Source organism: Dokdonia sp. Dokd-P16, assembly GCF_003095655.1.
Taxonomy (GTDB): domain Bacteria; phylum Bacteroidota; class Bacteroidia; order Flavobacteriales; family Flavobacteriaceae; genus Dokdonia.
The window spans coordinates 1,274,941-1,294,326 of sequence record NZ_CP029151.1 but is presented as its reverse complement, the minus strand read 5'-3'; the positions used below and the strand labels follow the sequence as shown (position 1 = coordinate 1,294,326).

Annotated in this window: 21 protein-coding genes; 19 read left to right on the top strand and 2 right to left on the bottom strand. The window is 36.9% G+C overall.

Annotated features, from left to right (window positions below; all coding sequences use genetic code 11):
* Positions 1–2: 2 nt before the first annotated feature.
* From DCS32_RS05890 to DCS32_RS05815, 16 genes are all read left to right on the top strand, one after another.
* Positions 3–395, top strand: a complete 393-nt coding sequence (locus tag DCS32_RS05890) for a DUF6168 family protein (protein WP_108877425.1) — start codon at positions 3–5, stop codon at positions 393–395.
* 92 nt (positions 396–487) lie between these two features.
* Positions 488–1,678: a F0F1 ATP synthase subunit A gene (atpB, locus tag DCS32_RS05885; protein WP_108877424.1), complete on the top strand. Its 1,191-nt coding sequence runs from the start codon at positions 488–490 to the stop codon at positions 1,676–1,678.
* Positions 1,679–1,718: 40 nt separating this feature from the next.
* On the top strand, positions 1,719–1,943 hold the full coding sequence (atpE, locus tag DCS32_RS05880) for an ATP synthase F0 subunit C (protein WP_013750716.1): 225 nt from the start codon (positions 1,719–1,721) through the stop codon (positions 1,941–1,943).
* Positions 1,944–2,040: 97 nt separating this feature from the next.
* Positions 2,041–2,541 carry a F0F1 ATP synthase subunit B gene (locus DCS32_RS05875; RefSeq protein ID WP_108877423.1) on the top strand — a complete coding sequence of 167 codons (501 nt, stop codon included), beginning with the start codon at positions 2,041–2,043 and terminating at the stop codon, positions 2,539–2,541.
* Positions 2,542–2,563: 22 nt separating this feature from the next.
* On the top strand, positions 2,564–3,100 hold the full coding sequence (gene atpH, locus DCS32_RS05870; RefSeq protein WP_013750718.1) for an ATP synthase F1 subunit delta: 537 nt from the start codon (positions 2,564–2,566) through the stop codon (positions 3,098–3,100).
* A 62-nt stretch (positions 3,101–3,162) separates the two neighbouring features.
* Positions 3,163–4,740 carry a F0F1 ATP synthase subunit alpha gene (gene atpA / locus DCS32_RS05865; RefSeq protein ID WP_108877421.1) on the top strand — a complete coding sequence of 526 codons (1,578 nt, stop codon included), beginning with the start codon at positions 3,163–3,165 and terminating at the stop codon, positions 4,738–4,740.
* Positions 4,741–4,864: 124 nt separating this feature from the next.
* Positions 4,865–5,728, top strand: coding sequence for an ATP synthase F1 subunit gamma (atpG, locus tag DCS32_RS05860; RefSeq protein WP_108877420.1), 864 nt, complete (start codon positions 4,865–4,867; stop codon positions 5,726–5,728).
* 199 nt (positions 5,729–5,927) lie between these two features.
* Positions 5,928–6,458, top strand: coding sequence for a hypothetical protein (locus tag DCS32_RS05855; RefSeq protein WP_108877419.1), 531 nt, complete (start codon positions 5,928–5,930; stop codon positions 6,456–6,458).
* A gap of 47 nt (positions 6,459–6,505) precedes the next feature.
* Positions 6,506–7,969, top strand: coding sequence for a lipopolysaccharide biosynthesis protein (locus tag DCS32_RS05850; RefSeq protein ID WP_239057570.1), 1,464 nt, complete (start codon positions 6,506–6,508; stop codon positions 7,967–7,969).
* 55 nt (positions 7,970–8,024) lie between these two features.
* Positions 8,025–8,459, top strand: a complete 435-nt coding sequence (gene dut, locus DCS32_RS05845; protein ID WP_035335161.1) for a dUTP diphosphatase — start codon at positions 8,025–8,027, stop codon at positions 8,457–8,459.
* Between the two features lie 6 nt (positions 8,460–8,465).
* A complete protein-coding gene (locus DCS32_RS05840) occupies positions 8,466–8,918 on the top strand; it encodes a hypothetical protein (RefSeq protein WP_108877417.1) in 453 nt (150 codons plus the stop codon).
* Between the two features lie 39 nt (positions 8,919–8,957).
* Entirely contained in the window at positions 8,958–9,977 is a 1,020-nt protein-coding gene (locus DCS32_RS05835; RefSeq protein ID WP_108877416.1) for a sugar phosphate nucleotidyltransferase, read from the top strand.
* Positions 9,978–9,986: 9 nt separating this feature from the next.
* Positions 9,987–11,369 (top strand): tetratricopeptide repeat protein, encoded by a 1,383-nt coding sequence (locus tag DCS32_RS05830; protein ID WP_108877415.1) that lies wholly within the window; start codon positions 9,987–9,989, stop codon positions 11,367–11,369.
* Positions 11,369–12,151: a DUF4292 domain-containing protein gene (locus tag DCS32_RS05825; RefSeq protein WP_108877414.1), complete on the top strand. Its 783-nt coding sequence runs from the start codon at positions 11,369–11,371 to the stop codon at positions 12,149–12,151. Before DCS32_RS05830 ends, DCS32_RS05825 begins: the two co-directional genes overlap by 1 nt.
* Positions 12,138–13,370, top strand: a complete 1,233-nt coding sequence (locus tag DCS32_RS05820) for a murein hydrolase activator EnvC family protein (RefSeq protein ID WP_108877413.1) — start codon at positions 12,138–12,140, stop codon at positions 13,368–13,370. Before DCS32_RS05825 ends, DCS32_RS05820 begins: the two co-directional genes overlap by 14 nt.
* Positions 13,371–13,515: 145 nt before the next feature.
* The gene (locus DCS32_RS05815; RefSeq protein ID WP_013750728.1) at positions 13,516–13,701 is read left to right on the top strand and encodes a CsbD family protein; all 186 of its coding nucleotides are present in this window, start codon (positions 13,516–13,518) and stop codon (positions 13,699–13,701) included.
* 46 nt (positions 13,702–13,747) lie between these two features.
* On the opposite strand, the gene DCS32_RS05810 is transcribed toward DCS32_RS05815, so the two are convergent.
* Both DCS32_RS05810 and DCS32_RS05805 read right to left on the bottom strand, forming a co-directional pair.
* Entirely contained in the window at positions 13,748–14,257 is a 510-nt protein-coding gene (locus DCS32_RS05810) for an acyl-CoA thioesterase (protein ID WP_108877412.1), read from the bottom strand.
* Between the two features lie 67 nt (positions 14,258–14,324).
* Positions 14,325–15,260 carry an SPOR domain-containing protein gene (locus DCS32_RS05805; protein WP_108877411.1) on the bottom strand — a complete coding sequence of 312 codons (936 nt, stop codon included), beginning with the start codon at positions 15,258–15,260 and terminating at the stop codon, positions 14,325–14,327.
* Between the two features lie 101 nt (positions 15,261–15,361).
* Here DCS32_RS05805 and dprA point away from each other — a divergent pair, with 101 nt between their 5' ends.
* From dprA to DCS32_RS05790, 3 genes are all read left to right on the top strand, one after another.
* Positions 15,362–16,465, top strand: coding sequence for a DNA-processing protein DprA (dprA, locus tag DCS32_RS05800; RefSeq protein ID WP_108877410.1), 1,104 nt, complete (start codon positions 15,362–15,364; stop codon positions 16,463–16,465).
* A 357-nt stretch (positions 16,466–16,822) separates the two neighbouring features.
* Positions 16,823–17,923, top strand: a complete 1,101-nt coding sequence (locus DCS32_RS05795; protein WP_108877409.1) for a hypothetical protein — start codon at positions 16,823–16,825, stop codon at positions 17,921–17,923.
* Between the two features lie 335 nt (positions 17,924–18,258).
* Positions 18,259–19,221, top strand: coding sequence for a nicotinic acid mononucleotide adenyltransferase (locus tag DCS32_RS05790; RefSeq protein ID WP_108877408.1), 963 nt, complete (start codon positions 18,259–18,261; stop codon positions 19,219–19,221).
* The last annotated feature ends 165 nt before the right edge of the window (positions 19,222–19,386 follow it).

The following is a 19,386-nucleotide window of genomic DNA, read 5'->3' as shown; positions in this document are numbered from 1 at the left end:
TCGTGATAAAAAAATTACTCTTGTATGTAATCATTGCTGTAATCACTTTTTTTATAAGTTACAGCTTGCATAATTACTTGCTCACGTCACTAGATAGCATTCCTCCCTATAACTTAAGAGAGGTGTATATTTTTCATGCATCATTGTCATTGTTTCTTGTGGTTACCTTTGAGCTCATCATTTATTTTTTAAAGGAATTTAAGGATCAAATAGGGTTTTTATACCTAGGATCTATTGTTTTAAAAATGATGCTCTTCTTTGTAATTTTTAGAGAATTGTTGTCAACAAGCTTGCAATTAACAAAATCAGATAAATTATCTTTACTTATTCCCATTGCTATTTTCATAATTTATGAGGTGATGGTGGTTGTTAAAATGCTAAACAGAGCGGATTAATTTTGAAATAATTAAGAAATGCATTTTATTTTCAAGAAAATGAGTATTTTTGCACAAAATTTAAGGTTACGTTATTTATTGAAAATTTAAGAATGAAGGTAGCATCAAAATCAATCACACTTTTAGTATTAGTTTTTGTTCTTAGTATTCCCTTTTACGCTTTCGCGAAAGCGGATGCTGGAAAGACTGGAGAAAAAGGAAATCCAGTTAATACTAAAGAGGAGGTAAAGGCTTATATACAGCATCACTTAAAGGATTCTCACGACTTCCATTTATTCTCAACTTTTGATGATAATGGAGTAGAGCATCACTGGGGTTTCCCACTTCCTGTAATGTTATGGGGAGAAAATGGTTTTACTGCATTCATGTCTTCAGAGTTTCATCATGATGATGAAGGACAGGTAATCGTAACTAAAGGAGAAAGCCGCTTTGTGAAAAATCACGGTCGTATCTATGAACTTGAGGCGGGAGCAACAAGTCTTACTTATGATGAAGATCAACACGCTACAAATGCTTCAAAACCTTTTGATCTTTCTATCACAAAAAGTGTTTTTGGTATCTTATTAATAGGACTTTTAATGTTAATCTGGTTCTCTGGATTAGCAAGACAATACAAGAAAAAAAATATCCCAACAGGATTTGCACGAGTACTTGAGCCTCTAGTAATTTACGTAAGAGACGAGATCGCAAAGCCAAACATTGGAGAGAGCTACAGAAAATTTACAGGATACCTTCTTACAGTATTCTTCTTTATCTGGATACTTAACCTTGTAGGGTTAATGCCATTTGGTTTTAACGTTACAGGTCAGATTGCGGTAACTGCAGCACTTGCTGTGATTACACTAGTGATTTACGTATTTAGTGGTAATAAACACTTCTGGGGTCACATGTTGTGGATGCCAGGTATTCCGTGGCCATTTAGACCATTATTAGGTATTATCGAGCTTGCAGGTACATTGGTTATTAAGCCATTTTCACTATTAGTACGTTTATTTGCAAACATCACGGCAGGACACACTGTTGTTATGAGTCTTGTTGCGGTGGGAATCTTATTACAAGATTCACTTAGCGTAGCAGGGTCTACCATAGTATCATTGTTCTTATCACTATTTATTATGCTTATAGAATTGCTAGTGGCATTCTTACAGGCGTATATATTTACTACATTGTCAGCATTATTTATTGGTATGGCTGTAGCAGATGATCATCATGACGAGGAGTTACATGATGAGCATGGTGAAGCGATAGAGGATACAGAAGTTATTAGAAAGAACTTCACTTAATTAAGAATTTTTATTTGTTTAATTTTTTATATACACTATTATGTCTTTAGCATTAGTACAAGAAGTAGCACCAATGATCCCAAATTTAGTGGGAGCTGGTTTAGTAGTAATTGGAGGTGGTATCGGTCTTGGTAAGATTGGTGGAGCTGCAATGGAAGGAATTGCTCGTCAGCCTGAGGCTGCTGGTAAGATCCAGACTGCGATGATTATCGTTGCTGCACTTTTAGAAGGACTTGCATTTGGTGCCCTAATTTTAGGAGCTTAATCCAAATCAACCTTAAAATTCAACTTCCTGTAACGGTTGGTTACAGGAGTTGAATTTAATTAAACAAAGAATAAAAGAACAAAGAATCACTTTTGAGATGGAACAATTATTAGAAAATTTTTCACTTGACCTGTTTGTAAAACAAACAATCCTTTTTTTACTTATCATTCTATTGATGGTAAAATTTGCTTGGAAGCCTATCATGAATGCTCTTAATGAGCGTGAAGAGGGAATACAAGGAGCTCTAGATGCTGCCGAAAAGGCAAAACTAGACATGCAAAATCTTCAAGCAGATAACGAGAAGCTTTTAAAAGAAGCACGTGCAGAGCGTGAGTATATGCTTAAAGAAGCTCGTGAGATGAAGACAAAAATGATTGACGATGCTAAGGCAGAAGCTAAGGTTGAAGCAGACAAAATGGTAGCACAAGCACAAGCAGCAATCGAAGCTGAGCGTAAGAGTGCTATTGCAGACCTTAAAGGTCAGGTTGCAGCATTATCTGTAGAGATTGCAGAAAAAGTTGTAAAGAGTGAACTTTCAAATAAAGGAAAGCAACTAGAGCTCGTAGATGAGATGCTAGGAAACGCAACTTTAAACTAATAGAATTTAAGCCGCCATCACTATGAGCAGAGCAGCAATAAGATATGCAAAAGCAGTACTAGATCTTGCAAAAGATAATGGTACTATTGAGGCAGTTTTAAATGATATGAAATCTGTTACAGCAACGCTAGAAGGAAGTAAAGGTCTTCGCAATGCTCTTAACAGTCCGATTATCAAAACAGATGATAAACGTGCAGTACTACGTCAAGTATTTACAGACGGAACAAAAGAGACTCTTGGTCTTATTGATGTTCTTGTAGATAATAAAAGAGCTAACTTGTTAGGCGGCGTAGCACAAAGTTTTATTACAGAATATAATAAAGCAAACAAAATTGAGGCTGCAACGGTAACAACCGCAGTAGCTTTAACACCAGAGCTAGAAACTAAAGTGCTAGCAAAAGTGACTGAGCTTACTGGAAGTACAAACGTAACTTTAACTAATGTAATCGACGAGAGCATTATAGGAGGTTTTGTACTACGTGTAGGTGATACGCAATACAATGCGAGTATCGCTAGCCAGTTAGGCAAATTAAAAAGAGAATTTAGTAATAGTTTATAAATAAACGGCTCATCGTACGGTGAGAAAATTTTCGCGAAAGCGGACTTATAAATTTAGATCAAATGGCAGAAGTTAAACCAGCAGAAGTTTCGGCAATTTTAAAGAAACAACTTTCAGGTTTTGAAGCAACAGCTTCCCTTGACGAAGTAGGAACAGTATTGACCGTGGGTGATGGTATCGCTCGTATTTACGGACTTGCAAACGCACAGTATGGTGAGCTTGTTGAGTTTGAAAGTGGTCTTGAAGCAATTGTTCTTAACCTTGAAGAAGATAACGTAGGGGTTGTACTCTTAGGTACTTCTTTATCTATTAAAGAAGGTGATACCGTAAAACGTACACAGCGTATCGCATCTATCCAGGTAGGTGAAGGTATTACTGGACGTGTGGTGAACACTTTAGGTCTTCCTATTGATGGAAAAGGACCTATTGCTGGACAAACTTATGAGATGCCACTTGAGCGTAAAGCGCCTGGTGTTGTTTTTCGTGAGCCAGTAACAGAGCCATTACAAACAGGAATCAAAGCAATTGATGCGATGATACCAGTAGGTAGAGGACAACGTGAGCTTGTAATTGGTGACCGTCAGACAGGTAAGTCTACTGTTTGTATTGACACTATCCTTAACCAAAAAGAATTTTACGATGCTGGTGAGCCAGTACATTGTATATATGTAGCCATCGGGCAAAAAGCTTCTACAGTTGCACTTATTGCAAATGTACTTGAGGAGGCTGGAGCAATGGCTTATACAACTATTGTTGCAGCAAACGCATCAGATCCTGCAGCAATGCAGGTATATGCACCATTTGCAGGAGCAGCGATTGGAGAATATTTTAGAGATACAGGTCGTCCAGCATTAATCATTTATGATGATTTATCTAAGCAGGCAGTTGCATACCGTGAGGTATCATTGCTACTTCGTCGTCCACCGGGACGTGAGGCATACCCTGGAGATGTATTCTTCTTACACTCAAGATTACTTGAGCGTGCTGCAAAGGTGATTAATGATGATGCTATCGCAAAAACAATGAATGACCTTCCTGATAGTCTTAAGCCTATCGTAAAAGGAGGAGGATCACTTACTGCACTTCCTATCATTGAGACACAAGCAGGTGACGTATCTGCTTATATCCCTACAAACGTAATTTCTATTACAGATGGGCAAATCTTCTTAGATGGAGATTTATTTAACTCTGGTGTACGCCCAGCTATTAACGTAGGTATCTCGGTATCACGTGTAGGAGGTAACGCACAGATTAAATCAATGAAGAAAGTATCAGGTACTTTAAAACTGGATCAAGCAGCTTTCCGTGAATTGGAAGCGTTTGCAAAGTTTGGTTCTGATCTTGATGCTGCTACCCTTAACGTAATTGAAAAAGGAAAGCGTAACGTAGAGATACTTAAGCAAGCAGAAAATACACCGTTTACAGTAGAGGATCAAATTGCAATTATTTATGCAGGGTCTAAAAACTTACTACGTAACGTTCCAGTAAACAAGGTTAAAGAATTTGAAGCAGATTATATCGAATTCTTAAACGCTAAGCATAGAGGTGTTCTTGATACACTTAAATCTGGAAAACTTACAGACGAGGTTACAGATACATTAGTAGCTGTTGCAAAAGACCTATCTGCAAAGTATATCTAAGAGTATTTCGCTTTCGCGAAAAATGTAATTCAACAACTCCCGCGCGAGCGGGAGACTTGTCAAAATTAAAGACAAATCGTGATGTTCAAGTTGTAATGCTTGGGACTACGGGAATTTAAAGAAGATGGCAAACTTAAAGGAAATAAGAAACAGAATTTCATCGGTATCTTCTACGATGCAGATTACGAGTGCCATGAAAATGGTATCTGCTGCAAAGTTGAAGAAAGCACAAGATGCAATTACAGCAATGCGCCCATATTCTGATAAGCTTACTGAGCTTTTACAGAACTTAAGCGCAACATTAGATGCAGATTCTGGAAGTAAACTTGCAGAAGATCGTGAGATAAAAAAGGTACTTATAGTAGCTATATCATCAAACAGAGGTCTTGCAGGAGCTTTTAATACAAACATTATTAAAGGTGTAAATGCACGTGTTGCCGCAAAGTATGCTGGTAAAGAAGTGCACTTAGTTACATTAGGAAAAAAGGCAGATGCTATTCTAGCAAAGACTTTTAAGGTAATCGAAAATAACAATGATATTTACGATGATCTTACTTTTGATAATGTAGCCGCAATTGCAGAAGATTTAATGGCTCGTTTTGAAGCTGGAGAATACGATCGCATTGATATTATCTATAATAAATTTAAGAACGCAGCAACGCAAATTGTAACTCCAGAGCAGTTTTTACCTATCGTAGCAACCGTACAAGAAGAAGCAACAGCAACTGCAGATTATATTTTTGAGCCTTCTAAAGAGGAGATAGTTGAAGGATTAATCCCTAAAGCTTTAAAAACGCAACTTTTTAAAGGAATTAGAGACTCTGTAGCATCAGAACACGGTGCGCGTATGACTGCCATGCACAAAGCAACAGATAACGCAACAGAGCTTAGAGATGCGCTTAAATTACAATATAACAAAGCACGTCAGGCGGCTATTACAAACGAAATTTTAGAGATCGTAGGTGGAGCAGAAGCTTTAAATAACTAGTATTGATTTAAATAGTACTATTTTAACTTATATAGTAAACCCCAATCGGAAACGGTTGGGGTTTTTTAATGGATATTATTAGAGAATTGCCATTGTATTATAAAGTCAATGTAGCTTATTGCTTTAACTAGTTTTTACAAGAATAATCTTTACTACCTTTATGGCAAGGGTTTTGAATATAAACTCAAAACAACCAATTATGAAAATGTACAAACTAGTAGCGCTTTTAAGCATAGGATTCTCCTCATTATTACTCACACAATGTAAGTCTACAGTTGTGTCAGATACGCAACAAACTATGGTACTATCTCAACCAGCTTTTGCATCAAGTCCAGCATATTATAATACGTACGTTGCTGGTATGGCTCAGGGAGGCTCGGGAATAGAGTTCTATTTAGACATAGAAGCATTAGAAGCCAATGTGGTATTAGAAAACGTATATTTTCGCGAAAGCGTAGGAAAAATTATGCGTGGTAGTGATAATTATGTAGCACGTTTTAGAACTGATCAAGGTGTTAATCAAGATGTAGTAATGTCTGATAATGCAGAAGATGAGGCGGTAAATACTCCTCCTGTTCAAAAAGATGCATTTCCATTTATCTTATCTCCATCTGAAGCTGGTATAACATACCGTGATAATGGAGTGCTTAAATATGCCAAAATCGCCAACGTTGTAGAGAAAGAAACTAAAGCCTACCCTAGTCAGAAACCACGTGGTGGTCGTAACTAGTTCCTAGTATAATTTCTGTACTTTTGGCTACTTAAATACATAATTATTTGAGTTCTCTTAAAAGCCTTTTCAAACACACCTTTGTGTATGGTCTAGCGACGGTATTGCCGCGCGTGCTTACGGCTTTACTCACACGTCTCTATACTGGATATTTACCAGATAAGGAAGCCTTTGGAGAGGTGACTATCGTATTTTCATACGTAATGATTCTCAATGTGCTTCTTACCTACGGGATGGAGACCGCTTTTTTTAGATTTTTTAATGACGATAAGCATAGTGCTAAGACGCTATCTACATCACTCATTACGCTTCTAGTTTCTACAGTTGCATTCACGATTATAGCATTTTTGGGTATTGATACGCTATCACAAATATCAGATGTACCTGCTACGTACTGGCGATGGGTCATCCTCATTATTGCATTTGATACGCTTACCGTAATCCCTTTTGCATACATGAGAGCGCAAAAAAAGTCGGGAACATATGCACTTATTAAATTACTCAATGTTGTTATCTCAACGGGACTCTCTGTAATCTTATTAGTATGGCTGCCTAGTTTAGATGGTGTTTCTAGTTGGTTACCTACAGATAAGATAGAGCTTGTTTTTATTGCACTTTTCTTACCTAGTATGCTCACCTTTTTAATCGTGATCAGACCATATTTTGTAAAGTGGTCTTTTGATGTAGACTTGTGGAAGAAGATGCTTGCATACGGAGCACCCATATTGCTAGCAGGCCTTGCTTTTGCAATAAATGAATCTTTTGACAAGATCTTATTAGAAAAATTATTACCAGATCATATTGCCAAAGGGCAAGTAGCTATTTACGGTGCCTGCTATAAATTATCCATTGGTATGACCTTATTTGCAACTGCTTTCAGGATAGGGATTGAACCTTTCTTTTTTAGCGAAGCAAAAAATGAAAATGCACAAGTCATGTATGCTCAGATTACAAAGGCATTTGTAGTCTTAGGCTCTATAGCATTATTTGCTTATGTTGTATTAGTAGACGTAGTAAAGGTGATTTTGCTCGATGGAGAAGAATATTGGGAAGGCATGTACATCGTGCCACTCATTCTCGTTGCATACCTGTTTTTTGGAATTTATCAAACGCTATCCGTATGGTATAAAGTGACAGATAAAACTAGATATGGTGCATACATTTCTGTAGGCGGTGCTATTCTCACTATTGTTTTAAACGTAACATTAATACCTAGAATAGGATATCTCGCTAGTGCCATTGCTACCTGTAGTGCTTATGGATTAATGATGGTCGTGTCTTATCTCATGGGGCGTAAACATTTAGCAGTTCCTTATGATGTAAAAAATATACTTTTGTACCTAGTCATGAGTATTGCATTTTCTTGCGTTTTCTTCTATGGTTTTAGAGATTATTTTGGTGTTGGGAGCTTACCATTGTATCTTGTAGGAGTTGGTATGATTATAGTATTAATAGGCTTTATAAGCTTTCGCGAAAAAGAGCTTTTATTAAGATTAGTAAAGAGAAAATAAAGTCAACTCATAGTTTAATAAAAACACCGCAGCTGCGGAATTGAAATAGATTATAATGAAGATTAAAGTAATTAATAAAAGTGCACACGCACTTCCTCACTATGAAACCATTGCTAGTGCAGGAATGGATCTACGTGCAAATATTACAGAGTCAATCACGATAGGATCATTAGAAAGAGCCATTGTTCCTACCGGGATATTTATGGAACTACCTATAGGTGTTGAGGCACAAGTAAGGCCACGTAGTGGACTAGCTGCCAAAAAAGGAGTCACAGTACTCAACGCTCCAGGAACCATAGATGCAGATTATAGAGGAGAAGTAGGAGTAATTCTTGTGAATCTATCTAATGAACCGTTTACAATTGAAAACGGTGAACGCATTGCACAGATGGTCATTGCAAAGCATGAGCAAGGACAATGGGAAGAAGTTACAGAACTTTCAACCACAGATCGTGGTGAAGGCGGTTTTGGGAGTACAGGGGTAAAATAGATAACCATGAAGAAACTTATAACTTTATTTATAATATTAATATCATTTAGTCTCAATGCACAGTCTACTCCTGAGCAAATGATTGAGGATTTTTTTAGTGACTATCAGTCTAAAGGAGTTGTTCAAGCCATTGATAATATTTACGGAAGTAATCCTTGGGTAAATAGTCAAACTGATGCAATAATTAACTTAAAGAATAAAATGAGTGACCTCACCGAAGAATACATTGGTAAACTGCACGGTCGAGATTTAATAACTAAGAAAGAATTTTCGGGTAAATATGTGATTTATACATATTTAGTAAGATATGATAGGCAACCTGTAAGATTCACTTTTGAGTTTTACAAGCCTAGTAATGAATGGCGCATACATTCATTTAAATATAATGGGGATGAATTTGAGGCAGAACTTGAAGAATTAACCAGATTGTACAATTTAGACTTAGAGAACAAAAACTAAGAATTCCATGTAAATGGATTAAGTAAAGATTTATAAAAGATGAAAATAATAGTACCAATGGCCGGACTCGGCTCAAGATTAAGACCACATAGTTTAACAATACCTAAACCACTAATTCCTGTAGCTGGAGCTCCTATTGTGCATCGTTTAGTGCGTGATATTGCCAAAATTTTAAAGCAACCAGTAGACGAGATTGCATTTATACTTGGTGATCCTACATTTTTTGGAGATGCTGTGATTGCACAACTTGAGGAACTTGCGCAGAGTCTTGGAGCAAAGGCGTCTATTTATCGTCAGGGAGCGCCATTAGGAACTGGTCACGCAATCATGAGTGCAGAGCCTTCTTTAAGTGGTGCTGCGGTAATCGCATATGCAGATGCACTAATACGTGCAGATCTGGAGCTAGATCCAGAGGCAGATAGTGTTATATGGACTAAGAAAGTGCCTAACCCGGAGGCTTACGGAGTCGTAAAACTCAACGATAAAGAAGAAATTGTAGAGCTTGTAGAAAAGCCAGAAACATTTGTCTCTGATCAAGCCGTTATAGGAATATATTATTTTAAAGATGTAGCCGTTCTTAAAGAGAAGCTTCAAGAAGTGTTAGATGAAAATCTAATGAATGGAGGTGAATACCAGATCAACGATGGTATTAAGAAAATGATGGCCGAAGGACGTATTTTCAAAACAGGAACTGTTACAGAGTGGATGGATTGTGGTAATAAAGAAGTAGCTATAGATACTAATTCTAAGATGTTACAGTTCTTACACGATGAAAAAGAGGAGCAACTAATTGCAGATTCTGTGGTAAATGAGAACTCAACGATTATTGAGCCTTGTTTCATTGGCGAAAATGTAGTTCTTAAAAACTGTACCATAGGTCCAGGCGTTGCCATAGGAGCTGGCACAACTATTGAAGACAGTACCATAAGCCATAGCTTAATCCAGAAAGATAGTGTAATCAAAAATGCACAGTGGACAGAAGCGATGATTGGTAATAAAGTACAGTATAACGGAGAGCATACTCGTGTAAGTCTTGGAGATTACACAGTGATGAAATAATATAAAGTGATGAACAAGGGAATTTACATACTCATACTGACGGTGCTTTTTACGCTTTCGCGAAAGCGTACTTATGCACAGCAACCGCAAGAGGTAACACCTTTTGCAGATGAGAATGTAGATGACTTAGGTGATGTGTCAGATGCTTTTCAAACTGCTTTTTTTGAAGCTCTTAAGCAAAAGGGGATTGAAAATTATGAACGCGCCATCACATCATTAAATAAGTGCATCGCTGTAGAACCTGAGCTTGCCATATTATATTTTGAGAGAGGTAAAAACGAAGTGTTTCTCAAAAACTATGATGAGGCTGCATCAGATTTTAATACATACTTAGGTATCAAACCTAATGATGTAGATGTTTTAGAGGCATTATACGAAGTTCACTTCCAGCAGCAAGATTATGAAGCTGCAGCTACCACGGTAAAAAAGCTTATCGAGTTTGATGTGCAGTACAAGGAAGATCTTGCACGCATTTATACAAGCACAAAGCGATACGAAGAAGCACTTGACCTCATTGAAGAGCTGGATGATGAGATAGGGAGTGACATATACCGAGATCGATTAAAGAGTAAATTATATGTGCTTTCTGGTAATACAAATAGACAGGTAAAGGAGATAGAAAAGAATATTGCTTCAAACCCAAAGAGCGAAGCAGAGTATCTCAAACTTATATTATTGTACAGTGAGCAAGGCGACACGCAAAAGGCATACGAAACTGCACTTGAGCTACAAAAAGTAAATCCATATGCAGACGAAGTTCACCTAGCTTTATACAAGTTTAACCTTAATGACGGGAAGATAGACGAAGCAATCGCCTCTATGCAAAAGGTGCTTGAAAGTACGCGTATGAGTCCACCAGCAAAACACCGAGTGCTTAATGACTTTGTACTCTTTGTAAATAGAAACCCAAAGTACGAGCCGGAGCTAGAGCGAGCCATTGCAATTTTTGACACCCAAGTAGCAGATGCAAATATTTACCAAGAGCTGGCTACTTATTACATTCAAAAAGGAAATAAGGCGAAGGCATTGCCATACCTTATTAAAGCGTTAGATAGTGAGCCAGAAAATCTCGAACTGATAAAAAACACAAGTTTATTATTACTAGACGCAGGTGATTTTGAAAAAGTAGAAGATGTAGTGGCAGATGGTCTTGATTTATATCCATCGCAGCCATTACTGTATCTTACTTATGGCGTAGCATTAAATAAACAAGGTAAGTTCAAAGCTGCTATTGATCAGCTGGAACTTGGTGTAGATTATATTATTGAAGATTTGATCATGGAGATGGACTTTTACAAACAGCTGGGAGATGCACACATGGGTGATGGTGATGCTGCAAAAGCAGCCCGTTATTACAGCAAGGTAAAAGAACTTAAATCACAAGGAAATTAATGAAGAAGCTAGGCTACATATTATTAGTAATAGTGCTCGCAAGTTGCGGTGGTGCAAAGAAAGTTACTACCACAGAGACAGTAGAAGATATTTCTTCTAAGCGTCTTGTAAAGGAATATTATAATAATGCGATAGATTTCACAACTTTTGACGCTCGTACAAAAATCAAGTACAGAGATAAAAAAGGTACAAAGCCTACAGTTACTCTTACTATCCGTATTGAAAAGGATAAACAAATCTGGATGAATGCATCCTTGATAGGCTTTTCTGGTGCTCGTGCTTTAATAACTCCACAGAAGGTGCAGTTTTATGATAAGCTCAACAATCAATACTTTGATGGTGACTTTACATTTTTAAGTCAGTATCTAGGTGTAGAAATAGACTTTTTCCAACTACAGCGGTTACTTACAGGACAAACTGTGTATGACTTGAGAGAAGGGAAGTATAGTTTTAAAGAAACTCAAAATGGCTACGAGGTCACCCCAAGAAAGCAACTTGATAAAGTCAATCTATTTTTTGGCATTAATACTCAAAACTTTGTTACTCAAGAGCAGCGTATTGAGCAAATGGATAATGGAGGATCGCTTGATATTGCTTATGGCGATTATAAAGAAGTAGGAACCAAGATATTTCCATTCTTATTAGACATCCTTGCAGATGACGGTAAGAACCAGTCTCAAGTACAAATAGAGTATCGTGATATAGATTTAAACGGAGAAGTACGCATGCCATTTTCTATTCCTTCTGGATACCAAGAAATCAAGCTCAATGCAAAAAGGTAAGTTCGCATTCATCTTTATTGTAATCTGTTTCTTGACGTTATTGATGTCACAGGCAGCTCTTGGGCAATCTGCAAAGCAAAGACAGTTAGAACAGCGCAGAGAGGCTCTTAAAAAGGAAATGCAGCAGTTGCAACGCTTGCGCGAAACAAATAAAAAGAAAGAGGTTTCTATCCTCACACAAGTAGAAGATCTTGATACAAAAATTAGACTGCGTTCAGATCTTATAAAAGTTACTAATAGTCAGGCTAATTTACTTACTCGAGAGATTAATGAAAACCTCGAGAAAATGGAAAACTTACGTAAGGAACTTGCCATTCTCAAGGAGGATTATAGTGATATGATTCGTAAGTCTTATAAGAGCAAGAGTGGTCAAAGTAAGATTATGTTTCTCTTATCTAGTGAGAGTTTTAAGCAAGCATATAAGCGTACGCAATACATGAAGCAGTATGCAAATTACCGTAAGAAGCAAGGCTTGCAGATTAAGGAGCGCACCACGCTCATTCAAGAAACAAACAAGAAGCTAGTTAAACAAAAAGATGATAAGGAAGCACTTATTGCAGAAAATAGAATTGCTAGAAGAGAGCTTGATAAAGAGAAAGAACGTCAAGACGAACTAGTAAAAGAGATTCGTAAAAAATCAAGTAGCTACATTGCCCAGATTAAAACAAAACAACAAGAGGCAGACCGTATAGACAGACAAATAGATAAACTCATTGCAGATGCTATTGCAGCGAGCAATAAAAAAGCCGGAAAGTCGGCTAGCAGTAAGACATTTGCTATGACTCCTGCAGAGGTTGCGCTTGCTAAAGAATTTTCTGGAAATAAAGGTAGATTAATATGGCCAGTAGTGCGAGGTAGAGTGACGCGTCGCTTTGGTAAATCTGCACACCCTACGCTTCCTGGAATTACACTTACTAATAGCGGTGTAGATATCGAGACAGATCCAGATGCAGCAGTGAGAGCTGTGTTTGCAGGAGAGGTTACTCAGATACAAGATATGCAAGGAGGTACTATTACAGTTTTTATACGTCATGGAGATTACCTCACTGTCTATACAAATCTCAAGAGCATTAAGGTGAAACAAGGAGATAAAATTTCTTTTAAACAGGAGATTGGTCAAGTGACACGCAACGCTTTTAGTGGGAAGAGTATTCTTAAATTCTCGGTGCGTAAAAATACGTCAAAGCTCAACCCAGCAGATTGGGTACTTAATATGTAATATTCTTTTCATGCTTTCGCGAAAGCGTACTGGAAATCCTACATCTGAGTAACTTTAGCACAACCATAACACTTTTTAATATTCTCTTATAATTAGAAGGCTCTCATTATAAGTAATTTAGTGGTGAACCTAAAAAGAAAAGATTATGAACAGCACAGAACTAGAAGGAAAGTGGAATCAAGTAAAAGGAGATTTCAAACAGAAATACGGAAAGCACTTTGACGACGACGAGACATTTGCAGATGGAAAATTTGATGAAGTTGTAGGTCGCATCCAAGAAAAGACTGGAAAAACCAAAGAAGCTATTAAAGAAGAAGTAGAAAAGTGGTAATAACCACAAGCATAAAAAAAGCCTCCAATTGGAGGCTTTTTTTGTGTTATATAAATAAAGCTTTAAGCTCTGTTGCGTCTTCTGGTTTCATTTTACCAGCGAGCACAAGTGATAGTTGCTTACGTCGCAGTGCGGCGTCATATCGTTTCTTCTCAAGATCAGACTCTGGAGTTACCTGTGGTACTAGAACTGGGATTCCTTGCTCATCTACGGCAACAAAGGTATAGATTGCTTCATTAGCCTGCGATTTTAAGCCGCTCTCACGGTCTTCTATCCACACGTCAATCACAATCTCCATAGAGGTTCTAAAAGCGCGAGAAATCTTTGCTTCTACAGTTACTACACTTCCTAGAGGAACCATGCGGTTAAAGGCTACGTGGTTTACAGATGCAGTTACTACAATACGACGAGAGTGTCGCCTTGCAGCAATACTTGCAGCTCTATCCATACGAGCGAGTAACTCACCTCCAAAGAGATTACCCAAAGGGTTAGTCTCACTAGGTAGTACTAAATCTGTTAGTGTTGTTTTTGAATCAGTAGGCGTACGTGCTTGCATTACATTTCAATTTTGGCGCAAAGGTACGTCAAACTCGAAAGCTGAAAAATGAAAATCTAATAAAGGATTATTCCATTTCTTGTACAAGAAGCCACGCTTCCTTATTATCTGTACTGCGTATAGACTTTAATGCGGCAAGAGCCTCTTGAGAGTCTGTATAGCTTCCATACACTACTTGATGAAGGCCATATTTATTAGTTCCTATCTTGCGAGCTTTAAAACCTTGCTCTGTAAGTTGGTCCACACGTGTTTGTGCATTTTCTTCCATACGGAAAGCTCCTGCAACAATGTGATAGCTTCCTCCAGGCTTAGTAAGTGATAGCTTAATCGCCGGTAGCGGATTAGGTATCTCAAAAGTAGCTTCTTGAATTTTATCTTCTAGTTGCTTTTCTGCCTCTTGATGAGAAACATAGTTATGCTGCTCTACATCTTTTACATAGTTAAATCCTACAGCGCCTATAAGGCCAAAAGCTATTACAGCTGCAGCTGCATACTTCATCCACGAGCTCGCTGCCTTGCGTTCTGGAGTAAAAGCAATAGGGGTCGTGCTTTCTAGAGCAGTAACTTCTTCTTTGTATACTTCTCTTAAAATCTCTGGAGAGGTAAATGAAGAAAGACCAAAAGAATCTGTAAGATAATTAAGGTGGTATGATGGCTCAAATTGTAACCTGCTTTCTGTGTCTAGAGAAAGTGTACCTATGTTTGATAGTGTCTGTGCTTCTCCCTTGTGAAGACTGTCAAAAAGAAAACGCACGTACGTTTTAATACGAGTACTCGCTTCCTCATGAGGGATCATTTCAGTTTTAGAAATATAATTTGCTAGCAATCCATCACTATCTGTAAGTTGCGCGTTAAAAGAAAGCTTCTTTTTTGGCGGGTAGAAGGCATGGGTTGTTGAGTGAATCTGTGCACTCTGGATTTGAGTCAAAAACGCCCCAAAACCAGGTAATATCACACATTCATATCTATATAATAAATCGCTTATGTACTGATCTAACTGCATAATTCAAAATTAATCAAAATGCACAACCCTCCAAGATTTAGTGATTTATTTTATTAACAGATATAATAGTTGTTACTTAGACGTCTTAAAATCAACAGTTAATGTCCGAAAAAGAATTACTTTCCTTGCTTACATTACAGCATACTCCTAATTTAGGTGATGGGACCATCAAGAAATTAATACAACAATTTGGGAGTGCAGAGGAGGTACTAAAACAGCCTAAAACCACGCTTCTCAAAATAGATGGAATAGGAAATCATAAACTTAGTGCATTTGGTGAGGAGAAGTATTACGCTTTCGCGAAAGAAGAACTTTCCTTCGTACAGTCTAATGATATTAAGGCAACTACCTACACAGATCCAGACTATCCACAACGGTTGAAATATTGTATAGATGGACCAGTTGTGCTCTTTTCTCGAGGAAACATTAACTGGAATAATCCGCGAATTATTAGTATTGTGGGCACTCGTAAGATCACTACTTATGGTGAGCATTTCTTAAAAAAATTCATCAAAGAGATAGCTCCGCTCAATCCGCTTATTATTTCGGGATTTGCTTATGGAGTAGATATTACAGCACACAAAGCGTGTATTGACCACGGTTTACAAAACATAGGTGTACTTGCTCATGGTCTCAACCAAGTATATCCAAAAGTGCATAGTAAGTACATGAGTGGAGTAGAGGAGAATGGGGGTTTTGTTACAGATTTCTGGAGTCGTAGTAGTTTTGTGCATACTAATTTCTTGCAACGCAACCGTATTATAGCAGGCCTTTCTGAAGCTACTATTGTGATTGAATCTGCAGAGAAAGGAGGATCCCTTGTAACTGCAGATTTTGCAAATGGCTATAATCGCGATGTATTTGCAGTACCCGGACGTGCAGATGATAAGCAAAGTTTAGGATGCAATAATCTCATCAAGCAGCAACGGGCAAATCTCATGACAGGCGCAGCCGACCTTGTGTATATTCTCAACTGGAAACTAGAAGAAAAGCAGCAGCCAGCCGTTCAAAAGCAACTTTTTGTAGAACTCACAGAAGAAGAAAAGGTAGTGTGGCGATTCCTTAACGAGAATGGAAAGGAGCTTATGGACATTATTGCTCTCAACTGCAAGCTACCCACTTTTAAGATCGCGAGTATATTGTTACAAATGGAACTCAAAGGAGTGGTAAGACCATTGCCAGGAAAGTTATTTGAGTTGACGTAAGCCAATTAGACTAAAATTAAATTATTAGAATCGTGTGAACCTCTAGCGTTTTATAGTTGATTAAATAGAGCAGATAATCTTGTATAAATGATAAACTGAAGTACATGGCGGATTAAATTTTAGGTTCTTGGATGTTGCACTATGTAATAAATGAATAATTTATAGATGTCATTATGTGCTGTTATGAATATCTTAATTATAAATATTAATCCCAACCCTTGAATTAATAAATATTTAGTTTTACTACTTTCCACAATTATTTACATAAACCAAACAAAAAAAAGTAACTTAGCTTCACACACATTTTTTAACAATCATATATTTATTTTTAATGAAAATTTTTTTTATTTAGTCGCTTTGGTAGGAATCTTATTGTCTTGCTCAAGTGAAGATGATCAAGGTGAAACTTCAAACTCTGGATTAACAAACCTCGAAATATCAGTAACTAACAAAACTACTACGAGTGTAGTTTTAAGTACAACATCTGATGGCGGCTCTAATGTGACTACGGAAATTAATTACGCGTTATCAGGTACTGGTAACTATCAACAAACTTCATCAAATACCATCGAAGGATTAGAAAAAGGGACTAAGTATGATATGTTTTTTAAACGCTTTAGTAATGGTCAAGAGTTTGTAAGTCCAACGATTTCTGTAACGACCTTGGGCTTTAATTTAGAGGCTGGAACTACCTTTTTAGCCACAGATGTTGAAGTAAATCATCTTTATAATTTAATTGCTTCAAATGGTGCCGAATTTGGAGAATTTGCCCAACCTATTAATGGTTATATAATAATTGAAAATGATAGTGTTCCTTTACTAAATGTAACCACTACACCTTTAACAATTGATTTTGAAGTAGGTAAAAATGTTAGAAGTATATTACCAACGACTACAGATGAGAATTATGTTTATGATTACCCGTTTGAAATAGGTCTGTTTACCAAAGAAGCTTATACGCGTATCACTACAAACTCTCAAACTAATACACGAGGAAGAGTTAGGAGTGCTTTTAGCTTAAACAATCACGTTCCGTTTATTAGTAGTAGTGTCCTTACGGATATAAACACGTGTATAAATTTAAATGGAACTATAGGTTTATTGCAACCTAGGGGTAATTTTTGGTTAAGGGATCAAGGTGTATCCAGTATTAGTGATTTTAATAAAATGGATTTTTATAATGTAAAAGTTACAAATATTAATGATCCTAGTATCACAAGAACTTTTGTAAATGAGGAAGGCGTTACAGTGGTTGACATTAATCTTAATTGTGCTGCAGAAGGAGTAGCAACAGCAAGAGAGGCTGTTAGTGGCCGTCAAGGTTTTCACGATGCAAATATTCTGTCAGTTAGGCTAAATCGAAACTTCTTTATTGATGGAGATTATACTCTCCAATTTATTGCAGAAGATGATAATGTATCTTATTTTTCAAATGAGTTCTTAGTCACTTTGGAATAATGATAGAGGATAAAGGATAGTTATTTATATTTAGATAAAGACAATATAATATTGCCATTTATTGAAAATCTTTCTTTAAAAAGAGCGTCTTCTATTGTATGTTTTAATTAAAATAATCAAGATTATTGATACAATTCCTTGGTGAAATTTTTCGCCAAGGAAAATTTAGGAAATATAGTATACAGTAAATAGTCTGTATGAGCTATAAGTCACAGGTCTCCTAATTAATAATATTTTCGCGAAAGCGAAATTAAAGCATAATAAACTAATAGTTAGATGTTTATATTTTTGGCACGCCATTTGAATACTGTTAAGGGAATCAAAAAACAAACAGTATGAAAACGATCAAAAAATTATTTGCAGTAGCGCTTATCGCAGCTCTATTTACTTCTTGTTATACAGAAGAGATCGTAGTAGTAGATCCTTATGTTGAAGTAGATAATGGACCTTCACTTAATCAAGTGTTGAGTCAGTATGAAATATTTTATGTAGATATCGATGCCTCTTCTGGTAATCTTACCGTACCATTTTTACAAAAGGCATTTACAGTATCCTTTAGAAACGGAACCATCTTTGCAAACAACAACTTATCTGGTCTAGGTCAGAATGGTGGAGGATTTGGTATTGATGTGGGAGCTTATGACACTTTTGGGTATGAGCTAGATGCTTATCATGATCTAGATGGAGATTATTCTTTTGACGTGCGTGTATTATCTGGTAATGAGATAGAGTTATTTCACCCATCAACTGGAGCAGTATATATCCTTGTAGGATACCAACGTAGCACTTTTGACTATGACTTGGTTTTTTATAATAACATCCACTACTTCTTGCAAGAATTTGAAGCTTGGGAAAAAATATATACGAGTGAGGAAGGAGAAATAAATCCTTTTGATAATGAGAATTTCTTACAGTTTTTACCTGCGGGACAGTCTGGAAACTTTAGAAGCTCTGAAGATGGTAATGGAACGTCTGTAAATAATATCTTTTGGGATTATGATGGTATCTACGATGTAAATGATGTGCCTGGAGATTTCTACTTAAAGACTTTAACATTAGATTATAATTTTCCAGACAATGAGTTCTTTGACCTTACCGTTATTGATGATGAAACGATAGAGCTGTTTCAAGTAAACACGGGAACTACTTACCAGTTTAGAGGTAGAGGGTATATCCAGTTTAGAACAGCAACAGATGGAAAGAGTAAAAATGCGCCAAAACTTCGTAAGAAAACGGCAGACATTAAAGCAGAAATAAAAGCGCTTACAGAAAAGAAAGCAGCAGCGCTTAAAAAGTAACGATCACTGCACTAACCACAGCAGTGTGATTCAAGAATTTTTGGTTGGTTATTTAGTTGGAGAATCCTTACCTAAGTGTTACTTAGTGTGGGGATTCTCTTTTTTTGGGAAGTGGCTCATGTGAATGAGATTTTACAAAAACATAGATGATCTGCTTAAATGTTA

Bases quoted from the DNA above. Each gene is read 5' to 3' on its own strand.
- atpG (WP_108877420.1), top strand. From the start codon at position 4,865: ATGGCAAACTTAAAGGAAATAAGAAACAGAATTTCATCGGTATCTTCT.
- atpH (WP_013750718.1), top strand. From the start codon at position 2,564: ATGAGCAGAGCAGCAATAAGATATGCAAAAGCAGTACTAGATCTTGCA.
- DCS32_RS05820 (WP_108877413.1), top strand. From the start codon at position 12,138: ATGCAAAAAGGTAAGTTCGCATTCATCTTTATTGTAATCTGTTTCTTG.
- dprA (WP_108877410.1), top strand. From the start codon at position 15,362: ATGTCCGAAAAAGAATTACTTTCCTTGCTTACATTACAGCATACTCCT.
- atpA (WP_108877421.1), top strand. From the start codon at position 3,163: ATGGCAGAAGTTAAACCAGCAGAAGTTTCGGCAATTTTAAAGAAACAA.
- DCS32_RS05790 (WP_108877408.1), top strand. From the start codon at position 18,259: ATGAAAACGATCAAAAAATTATTTGCAGTAGCGCTTATCGCAGCTCTA.
- DCS32_RS05815 (WP_013750728.1), top strand. From the start codon at position 13,516: ATGAACAGCACAGAACTAGAAGGAAAGTGGAATCAAGTAAAAGGAGAT.
- DCS32_RS05875 (WP_108877423.1), top strand. From the start codon at position 2,041: ATGGAACAATTATTAGAAAATTTTTCACTTGACCTGTTTGTAAAACAA.
- atpE (WP_013750716.1), top strand. From the start codon at position 1,719: ATGTCTTTAGCATTAGTACAAGAAGTAGCACCAATGATCCCAAATTTA.
- dut (WP_035335161.1), top strand. From the start codon at position 8,025: ATGAAGATTAAAGTAATTAATAAAAGTGCACACGCACTTCCTCACTAT.
- DCS32_RS05830 (WP_108877415.1), top strand. From the start codon at position 9,987: ATGAACAAGGGAATTTACATACTCATACTGACGGTGCTTTTTACGCTT.
- DCS32_RS05855 (WP_108877419.1), top strand. From the start codon at position 5,928: ATGAAAATGTACAAACTAGTAGCGCTTTTAAGCATAGGATTCTCCTCA.
- DCS32_RS05805 (WP_108877411.1), bottom strand. From the start codon at position 15,260: ATGCAGTTAGATCAGTACATAAGCGATTTATTATATAGATATGAATGT.
- DCS32_RS05810 (WP_108877412.1), bottom strand. From the start codon at position 14,257: ATGCAAGCACGTACGCCTACTGATTCAAAAACAACACTAACAGATTTA.
- DCS32_RS05825 (WP_108877414.1), top strand. From the start codon at position 11,369: ATGAAGAAGCTAGGCTACATATTATTAGTAATAGTGCTCGCAAGTTGC.
- atpB (WP_108877424.1), top strand. From the start codon at position 488: ATGAAGGTAGCATCAAAATCAATCACACTTTTAGTATTAGTTTTTGTT.
- DCS32_RS05835 (WP_108877416.1), top strand. From the start codon at position 8,958: ATGAAAATAATAGTACCAATGGCCGGACTCGGCTCAAGATTAAGACCA.
- DCS32_RS05840 (WP_108877417.1), top strand. From the start codon at position 8,466: ATGAAGAAACTTATAACTTTATTTATAATATTAATATCATTTAGTCTC.